This is a genomic window from Acidovorax sp. NO-1, from assembly GCF_000238595.1.
Lineage (GTDB): Bacteria > Pseudomonadota > Gammaproteobacteria > Burkholderiales > Burkholderiaceae_C > Acidovorax.
Genome location: NZ_AGTS01000112.1, coordinates 1 through 509, shown reverse-complemented (window position 1 = coordinate 509; position 509 = coordinate 1). Strand labels below are relative to the sequence as shown.

Annotated in this window: 1 pseudogene; it reads left to right on the top strand. The window is 66.6% G+C overall.

Features of this window, described 5'->3' with window-relative positions:
* A pseudogene (locus KYG_RS18690) lies at positions 1 to 509 on the top strand (membrane-bound PQQ-dependent dehydrogenase, glucose/quinate/shikimate family); the annotation flags it as partial.

The following is a 509-nucleotide window of genomic DNA, read 5'->3' as shown; positions in this document are numbered from 1 at the left end:
CCAGATGAACTACAAGGGCGCCTTCACGCCCTTCGAGCTGGACAAGACGACCCTGGTATATCCGGCATTCGACGGCGTGATCGACTGGCATGGCGCTTCCATCGACCCGGAGCGCAAGCGCCTCTATGCCAACCTCAGCTACATCCCCTTCAAGGCCGAGGTCTATGCCCGGGCGGATGCCGAGCGCGAAGGGCTGGTGGAGCCCTGGGACGGCCAGGGCACGCCGCCGCGGCCGAAGAAGTTCGCCATCAACCCGCAATACGGCACGCCCTATGTGGTCAAGGTCGACCCCTGGCTCGGTCTGCTCGGCGCGCCCTGCAAGGCGCCACCGTGGGGACAGCTCGCGGCCGTGGACCTGAAATCCCGGACCCTGGCCTGGCAGCATGACGTGGGCACCACCCGGGACATGGGCCCGCTGGGCCTGCACATGGCGCCGCCGTTTCCCACCGGCATGTTCAATATCGGCGGCCAGATCAATACCCGCTCGGGGCTGATCTTCATGGGCGCCA